Below are 7,652 nucleotides of genomic sequence, written 5' to 3'. Positions count from 1 at the left end.
CGGGCGCCCGCCCGGTGCGGAGCTCCGCGGCCACCTCGCGCGCGGTCGGACGGGCGGCGGGATCGCGTCGGGTCATGCGGGACAGCAGGTCGACCCACGCCGGGCCGAGCCGCGCGGGGACCTCCGGGTCGCGCACCACGCGGGCCATGGTCGACTCCGCGGCCGTGCCCGGGAAGGTGCGCCGGCCCGTCAGGCACTCGAGGAGCACGAGGCCGAGCGCGTACACGTCGGTGGGCGCGCCGACCTCCTCGCCGAGCGCCTGCTCGGGGCTGAGGTAGCTCACGGTGCCGACGATGGATCCCGTGGAGGTGAGCCGCGTGCCGTCCACGAGGCGGGCGATGCCGAAGTCGGTGAGCTTCGCGGCGGCGGGCTCGTCGTCGTCCTCCGGCGTGGCGAGCAGCACGTTCGCGGGCTTCACGTCGCGGTGCACGACGCCCCGGCGGTGGATGTAGCCGAGCGCGTCGGCGAGGATCCCGCCGATGCGGGCGACCTCGGGCCCGGGCAGCGGGCCCTCCTTCATGCGGTCGGCGAGCGTGGTGCCGTCGACGATCTCCATGACGATGAACGCGAGCACGCGGTCGGCGACCACGTCGTCGCCGACGTCGAAGAGGGTCACGAGGCCGGGGTGGCTGAGGCCCGCGAGCATGCGCACCTCGCCCTCCTGGCGCTCGACCTCGCCGGGGTCGGCGGAATCGGTCGCGAAGACCTTGACGGCCACCTCGCGGCCGAGCGTCTCGTCGTCGGCGCGGTACACGGTGGCCATGCCGCCGCGTCCGAGCAGTCCGCTGATGCGGTAGCGGCCGGCCAGCAGCGTGCCGGCGAGTCCGTCGGTCCGTTCTCCGGGCATGGGAGCACCTCTCGTCACGGGTCTCCAGCCTAGACCGCGGCTCCTGGCGGGACCCCGGGCGGCGTCGCCGCCCGATCGCGGGCGACGCCGGCGGATCCGCGCAACGGCGGCGTCCGCCCAGGGTGCGCGAGGTAGCCTCTCCCACCATGGACGGCGTCTTCCTCTACATCCTCGGGGTGCTCATCATCGTGGTCGGCGTCGCCGTGTCCATCGGGCTGCACGAGGTCGGGCACCTGGTGCCCGCGAAGCTCTTCGGCGTGCGCGTCACGCAGTACATGATCGGCTTCGGGCCGACGATGTTCAGCCGCCGGAAGGGCGAGACCGAGTACGGCGTGAAGGCCATCCCCCTCGGCGGCTACATCTCCATGATCGGCATGTTCCCGCCGCAGAGCTCGCGCGCCGGCACCAGCAGCACGGGCATCGCGCAGCTGGTCGGGCCCGACAGCCGGCGCCCGGCGGGCACCGCACCGGCGACCGACGCCGCGGATCCCGCCGGCACCACGACCGCCACGGCCCCCGACGCCGGCGGCACCGGGGACGGCGACGACCGCGCGGGCCGCGGCTTCTTCGACCTCCTCGTGCAGGACGCCCGGCGTGCGAGCGCCGAGAGCATCGGCGACGACGAGGACCGCGCCTTCTACAAGCTGTCCGTCCCGAAGCGCATGGTCATCATGCTCGGCGGGCCGGCGATGAACTTCCTCCTCGCCATCCTGCTGTTCGCCGTCGTGCTCTGCGGCTTCGGCGTCACGACCCCGACCACCACGGTCGGGCAGGTCAACGCGTGCATCGTGCCCGCCGGCTCCACCGCCTCGGCCGACGCCGCCGCCTGCCCCGCGGGGGCGCCCGCCGCGCCCGGCGCCGCCGCCGGGCTCCAGCCGGGCGACACGATCGTGAGCATCGACGGCACCGAGATCACCGCGTGGGACCAGGTCACGGGCATCGTGCAGGTGTCCGCGGGCCGCGAGCTCGACGTCGTCGTGGAGCGCGACGGCGCGCGCGAGGCCCTGGCCATCACGCCCGTCCTCACGGAGCAGGCCGTCATCGGGTCCCGCGGCGCCCCGGAGGTCGACGAGCAGGGCGCCCCCGTCACGCAGGAGGTCGGGCTCATCGGCTTCAGCCCCACGCAGGCCGTGCAGCGGCAGCCGCTCTCGGCGGCCTTCGCCACCACGGGCGAGAACATGGCGGCGGTCGGGAACCTCATCCTGAACCTCCCCCAGCGCCTCGTCGACGTCGGCCGCGCCGCGTTCGGCGGCGGGGAGCGCGACCCCAACGGCCCCATGAGCGTGGTGGGCGTGGGCCGCGTGGCGGGCGAGATCGCCAGCCTCGACGAGACCCCGGTCGCGTCCCGCGCGTCCGCCATGGTCGGCCTGGTTGCGTCCCTCAACGTCGCGCTCGGCATGATCAACCTGCTGCCGCTCCTGCCGCTCGACGGCGGGCACGTGCTCGGCGCCGTCGTGGAGGGCGTCCGCCGGTTCGCGGCGAAGCTGCTCGGCCGCCGGGACCCCGGCCCCGTGGACGTCGCGAAGCTCATGCCGCTGACCTTCGTGGTCGTGATCCTGTTCGGCGCCATGAGCGCGCTGCTGATCTTCGCCGACCTGGTGAACCCGGTCCGCCTCACCTGACCCGCGGCCCCGCGGCCGTCGCGGCCGCCCGCGCCCCCGGCGCACCGGGTGCGCAGGAATCGGACGTAGGCTCTTCTCCGTGCCAGCAGTCAATCTCGGAATGCCGAAGGTCCCTGAGGTCCTCGCGCCCCGCCGGAAGACCCGTCAGATCAGCGTCGGCAAGGTGAAGGTGGGCGGGAACGCCCAGGTCAGCGTCCAGTCGATGACGACGACGCAGACCACCAACATCAACGCCACGCTCCAGCAGATCGCCGAGCTCACGGCCACCGGCTGCGACATCGTGCGCGTCGCGGTCCCGCACCAGGACGACGCGGACGTGCTGCACATCCTGGCCAAGAAGAGCCAGATCCCGATCATCGCGGACATCCACTTCCAGCCCCGGTACGTGTTCACGGCCATCGACGCCGGCGTCGGCGCCGTGCGCGTCAACCCGGGCAACATCCGCAAGTTCGACGACCAGGTGGGCGCCATCGCGAAGGCCGCCAAGGCCGCGGGCGTCTCCATCCGCATCGGCGTGAACGCCGGGTCCCTGCACCCGAGCCTGCTCCAGAAGTACGGCAAGGCCACGCCCGAGGCGCTCGTCGAGTCCGCCGTCTGGGAGGCCAGCCTCTTCGAGGAGCACGACTTCCACGACTTCAAGATCTCGGTCAAGCACAACGACCCCGTCATCATGGTGAAGGCCTACCGCCTGCTCGCCGAGCGCGGCGACTGGCCCCTGCACCTCGGCGTCACCGAGGCGGGTCCCGCGTTCCAGGGCACCATCAAGAGCGCCACCGCGTTCGGGATCCTGCTCTCCGAGGGCATCGGCGACACCATCCGCGTCTCCCTCTCCGCGCCGCCCGCGGAGGAGGTCAAGGTGGGCCTGCAGATCCTGCAGTCGCTCAACCTCCGCGAGCGGAAGCTCGAGATCGTCTCCTGCCCGAGCTGCGGCCGGGCGCAGGTCGACGTCTACTCGCTGGCCGAGCAGGTCACCGAGGGCCTCAAGCACGTCAACGTGCCGCTGCGCGTCGCCGTCATGGGCTGCGTCGTCAACGGTCCGGGCGAGGCCCGCGAGGCCGAGCTCGGCGTCGCGTCCGGCAACGGCCGCGGGCAGATCTTCGTCAAGGGCGAGGTCATCAAGACCGTCCCCGAGGCCGAGATCGTCCAGACGCTCATCGAGGAGGCCAACCGCCTCGCCGCGGAGATGCCCGCCGGATCCATCGGCAGCCCCGAGATCCTCGTCTGACCCCCCTTCTCCCCGCCCGCCCGCGAGGCGGCCGCGCGTCCGCGCGCGCCGTCTGCGCGTAGGCTCTGCTAGTCGTCCGCCCGGCGGACCGCCCCACGAACTGAGGATGCTGTTGAACGGTAACGCCACATTCCGGCATCGGAACACCTCCCTGCTGGGGCTCGCCAGCGTCCTCGCCCCGCACACCGTGACGTCGGCCGAGATCGACGAGCGGCTGAAGCCGGTGCTCTCCCGCCTCCGCCTCCCCACGGGCCTCCTGCAGCGGGTCGCGGGCGTGCTGGAGCGCCGCAACTGGGACGCCGACATGTCCTTTGACGCGGCCGCGACCCAGGCCGGGCGCAAGGCGCTCGCCCAGGCGGGCGTCGACGCCTCGCAGATCGGGCTGCTCATCAACACCTCCGTGACGCGCGCGCACCTCGAGCCGAGCGTCGCCGTCAGCATCCACAACGGCCTCGGGCTGCCGTCGTCGGCCCTCAACTTCGACATCGCGAACGCCTGCCTCGGCTTCGTGAACGCGATGACCCTCGCCGGCCACCTCATCGACTCGGGGCAGATCGACTACGCGATGATCGTCGACGGCGAGGACGCCGGCGAGATCCGCCACAACACGGTGGCGCGCCTGCTCCGCCCGGAGACGACGCGCGCCGACTTCCTCAGCGAGTTCCCGAGCCTCACGCTCGGCGCGGGCGCCGCGGCCGCGGTCCTCGGCCGCACGAGCGACCACCCGGAGGGCCACCGGGTCCTCGGCGGCGTCACGCGCGCCGCCACCCAGCACCACGAGCTGTGCATCGGCGACGTGGACGGCATGTTCACCGACACGAAGGAGCTCCTCCGCGGCGGGATGGAGCTCGTCGTCGCCGCGTGGACCGAGGCCGCCCAGGACGACTGGGACTGGTCGGACATGGATCGTTACATCCTCCACCAGGTGTCGGACGTGCACACCAACGCCATCGTCAAGGCCGCGAGGCTCGACAAGTCGCGCGTGCCGCTGACCTACCCGCGCTACGGCAACGTCGGTCCCGCGAGCATCCCGATCACGCTCGCCGACCAGGCGGACAGCCTCAGCCGCGGCGACCGCGTGCTCTGCATGGGCGTGGGCTCCGGCCTCAACACGGCCATGACCGAGATCCTCTGGTAGCCGCGGCGTGAGCGCACCGTCGGCGGGCTCCGCCGCGACCGTCCCCGTGCCCGGCCCCGACGGGCGCCCGCTCCCGGGGCTCGACCCCGCGTGGTCGCGCGTGGTGCGCGCGGGCGGGCACGGCTGGCACGTCCTCGACACGGGGGAGCGGCTGGCGGCCACGGGCGCGCCGGTCGCGGGCACCATCCTGTGCGTGCACGGCAACCCGACGTGGTCGTACCTGTGGCGGCGCATCGCGGCGGAGTCGCTGGCGCGCGCCGAGCGCGAGCCCGCGCGGCCGGCCTGGCGCGTCGTCGCCGTCGACCAGCTCGACATGGGCTTCTCCGAGCGCACGGGCGTCGCACGCACGCTGCCGATGCGCCTCGACGACCTCCAGGCACTCACCGACGAGCTCGGGCTCTCGGGATCCGGTGCCTCCTCGCCCGTCGTCACCCTCGGCCACGACTGGGGCGGCGTCGTCAGCCTCGGCTGGGCGCTCCGCAACCGCGACGTGCTCGCCGGCGTCATGGCGCTCAACACGGCCGTGCACCAGCGGGCGGGCGCGCCCATCCCGTGGCCGCTCCGGCTGGCGCTCGCGACGGGCATCCACGACGCGGCGACCCGCGGCACGCCGGGGTTCCTCGCCACGACGCTCGCGCTCGGCCACCCGCCGCTCGACCCCGCCGTGCGTCGCGCGTTCTCCGCGCCGTACCGCGGCGCCGCCCGCCGGGAGGGCATCCGCGGCTTCGTCGCCGACATCCCCGTCGGCCCCGCGCACGCGAGCCACGCGACCCTCGTCGACATCGCGGAGGGCCTCCGCGACCTCGACCGGCCGGCCCTGTTCGTCTGGGGGCCGCGCGACCCGATCTTCTCCGACGTCTACCTGTCCGACCTGATCCAGCGCCTGCCGCACGCCGACGTGCACCGGGTCGAGGGCGCCGGCCACCTCGTCGCCGAGGACCACGACTACGCGTCCACCGCGCTCGAGTGGCTCGCGGACCGCGTGGCGCCGGGCTCCGCCGCCCCCGCGCCGCGGCGGTCCGCATCGGCATCCGCGCCCGACGCAGGACGCGCCGTCGAGGCCGTCCGCCCGCTCGGCGCCCTCCTCGAGGAGCTGCGCGACAGCGACGCGCCCGTCCTCGTGGAGATGGCCCCGCGCGGCGGCGGCGGTCCGCGCATCGTCTCGTGGCGGCTGCTCTCCCGCCGCGTCCGCGAGATCGCCGCCGGCCTGCACGCCCGCGGACTGCGGGCCGGCGACCGGGTCTCGCTCCTCGTGCCCCCGGGGGCCGACCTCACGGCGCTCCTCTACGCGTGCCTGCGCATCGGCGCGATCGTCGTGGTCGCCGACGCGGGCCTCGGCGTGAAGGGCCTCGGGCGTGCCGTCGCCGGCGCCCGGCCCGACATGGTCGTCGGCATCCCTGCGGGGCTCGCGCTGGCACGGGCCCTCGGATGGCCGGGGGAGCGGATCTCCGTCACGACGCTCGCGCCCCCCGTCGCCCGCGCGCTCGGCGTCGCCGCGAGCCTGCCGGAGATCGCCCGCGACGGCCGCGCCGAGGCGCTGCCGCCGGAGCCCGCGGCCGACGACGACGCCGCGATCCTCTTCACCTCGGGTTCCACGGGACCCGCCAAGGGCGTCGTCTACACGCACCGCCAGCTGGCCGCCCTCCGCGACACCCTCGGCGGGCGCTTCGACGTGGGCGTCGGCACGGGCCTCGTCGCGGGCTTCGCGCCGTTCGCGCTCCTCGGGCCGGCGCTCGGCGCCACGAGCGTCACGCCCGACATGGACGTGACCCGTCCGCGCGACCTCACCGCGTCGGCCCTCGCGGCCGCGGCCCGGGCGGTCGACGCCACGGTGGTGTTCGCGTCGCCGGCCGCGCTCGCCAACGTCGTCGCGACCGCCGACGCGCTCACGGGCGACGACCGGGAAGCCCTCGGCCGCGTCCGCTCCCTGCTCTCGGCGGGAGCCCCGCTGTCGGAGCCCCTGCTGGCGCGCGCCGCCGCGCTCGTCCCCGCCGCGGAGGTGCACACGCCGTACGGCATGACCGAGGGCCTGCTGCTCACCGACGTGACGCTCGACGGGATCCGCGCCGCCGCCCTCCGCGGGGACGCGGGGGTCTGCGTCGGCGCGCCCGTCGCCCCGGTCCGCATCCGCATCAGCCCGCTCGACGCCGACGGCGCCGCCACGGGCGCCCTCACCGACGAGCCGGGGATCACCGGCGAGATCGTCGCGGAGGCCCCCCACGTGCACGACCGGTACGACCGCCTCCACGTCACCGACCGGGCGGCCCGTCGCGACTCGGCGGACGGGATCCGCCGCCATCGCACGGGGGACGTCGGCCACCTCGACGCCACCGGCGCGCTCTGGGTCGAGGGCCGGCTGCCGCACGTCGTCACGACGCCCGAGGGCGTGCTCACCCCGGTCGCCCCGGAGCAGCGCGCCGAGTCGGTCGCCGGGGTCGGCCGCGCCGCCGCCGTGGGCGTCGGGCCCGCGGGGGTCCAGCAGCTCGTGCTCGTCGTGGAGCGGGTGCCCGCCGTCCGCCGCGTGGGGCTCGCGGACGCGGAACTCGCCGCCGCCGTGCGCACCGCCGTGGGGCGTGCCGTCGCCGCCGTCATCGTGGTGCCGGTGCTGCCGACGGACGTCCGGCACAACTCCAAGGTCGACCGCGCCCGCCTCGGCCGGTGGGCCGCGGGGATCCTGTCCGGCGGCCGGGTGACCGCGCCGTGACCGTCCTCGTGACGGGGGCCAGCGGGATGCTGGGCCGTGCCGTCGCCGAGCGCCTGGCCGCGGCCGGCCACGCCGTCCGCACGTTCCAGCGCCAGCCGTCGGGCCTCGCCGCGAGC

The 7,652-nt window shown here is 75.1% G+C and carries 6 protein-coding genes; 5 read left to right on the top strand and 1 reads right to left on the bottom strand.

Translation table 11 applies throughout. The features are described from left to right. A partial coding sequence (locus Q6969_RS11065) for a serine/threonine-protein kinase (RefSeq protein WP_317230485.1) occupies positions 1-847 on the bottom strand: 847 nt, incomplete at its 3' end. A 146-nt stretch (positions 848-993) separates the two neighbouring features. Here Q6969_RS11065 and Q6969_RS11060 point away from each other — a divergent pair. From Q6969_RS11060 to Q6969_RS11040, 5 genes are all read left to right on the top strand, one after another. Next, on the top strand, positions 994-2,469 hold the full coding sequence (locus Q6969_RS11060; protein ID WP_317230484.1) for a site-2 protease family protein: 1,476 nt from the start codon (positions 994-996) through the stop codon (positions 2,467-2,469). A 79-nt stretch (positions 2,470-2,548) separates the two neighbouring features. Next, on the top strand, positions 2,549-3,694 hold the full coding sequence (gene ispG, locus Q6969_RS11055; RefSeq protein ID WP_012038846.1) for a flavodoxin-dependent (E)-4-hydroxy-3-methylbut-2-enyl-diphosphate synthase: 1,146 nt from the start codon (positions 2,549-2,551) through the stop codon (positions 3,692-3,694). A gap of 106 nt (positions 3,695-3,800) precedes the next feature. Then, the gene (locus Q6969_RS11050) at positions 3,801-4,832 is read left to right on the top strand and encodes a 3-oxoacyl-ACP synthase III (RefSeq protein WP_317230483.1); all 1,032 of its coding nucleotides are present in this window, start codon (positions 3,801-3,803) and stop codon (positions 4,830-4,832) included. A gap of 7 nt (positions 4,833-4,839) precedes the next feature. Continuing rightward, positions 4,840-7,536, top strand: coding sequence for an alpha/beta fold hydrolase (locus Q6969_RS11045; protein ID WP_317230482.1), 2,697 nt, complete (start codon positions 4,840-4,842; stop codon positions 7,534-7,536). Further along, the coding region (locus tag Q6969_RS11040) for an NAD-dependent epimerase/dehydratase family protein (protein ID WP_317230486.1) at positions 7,533-7,652 on the top strand (120 nt) is incomplete at its 3' end. The genes Q6969_RS11045 and Q6969_RS11040, both read left to right, overlap by 4 nt.

The sequence above is a fragment of the Clavibacter sp. MX14-G9D genome (assembly GCF_032917815.1).
GTDB lineage: Bacteria > Actinomycetota > Actinomycetes > Actinomycetales > Microbacteriaceae > Clavibacter > Clavibacter michiganensis_K.
Note: the sequence above shows the minus strand (reverse complement) of the source record. Positions and strands in the feature narration are given on the sequence as shown.

Coding starts and splice junctions, on each gene's coding strand:
- Q6969_RS11060 (WP_317230484.1), top strand. CDS start 994: ATGGACGGCGTCTTCCTCTACATCCTCGGGGTGCTCATCATCGTGGTC.
- Q6969_RS11050 (WP_317230483.1), top strand. CDS start 3,801: ATGCTGTTGAACGGTAACGCCACATTCCGGCATCGGAACACCTCCCTG.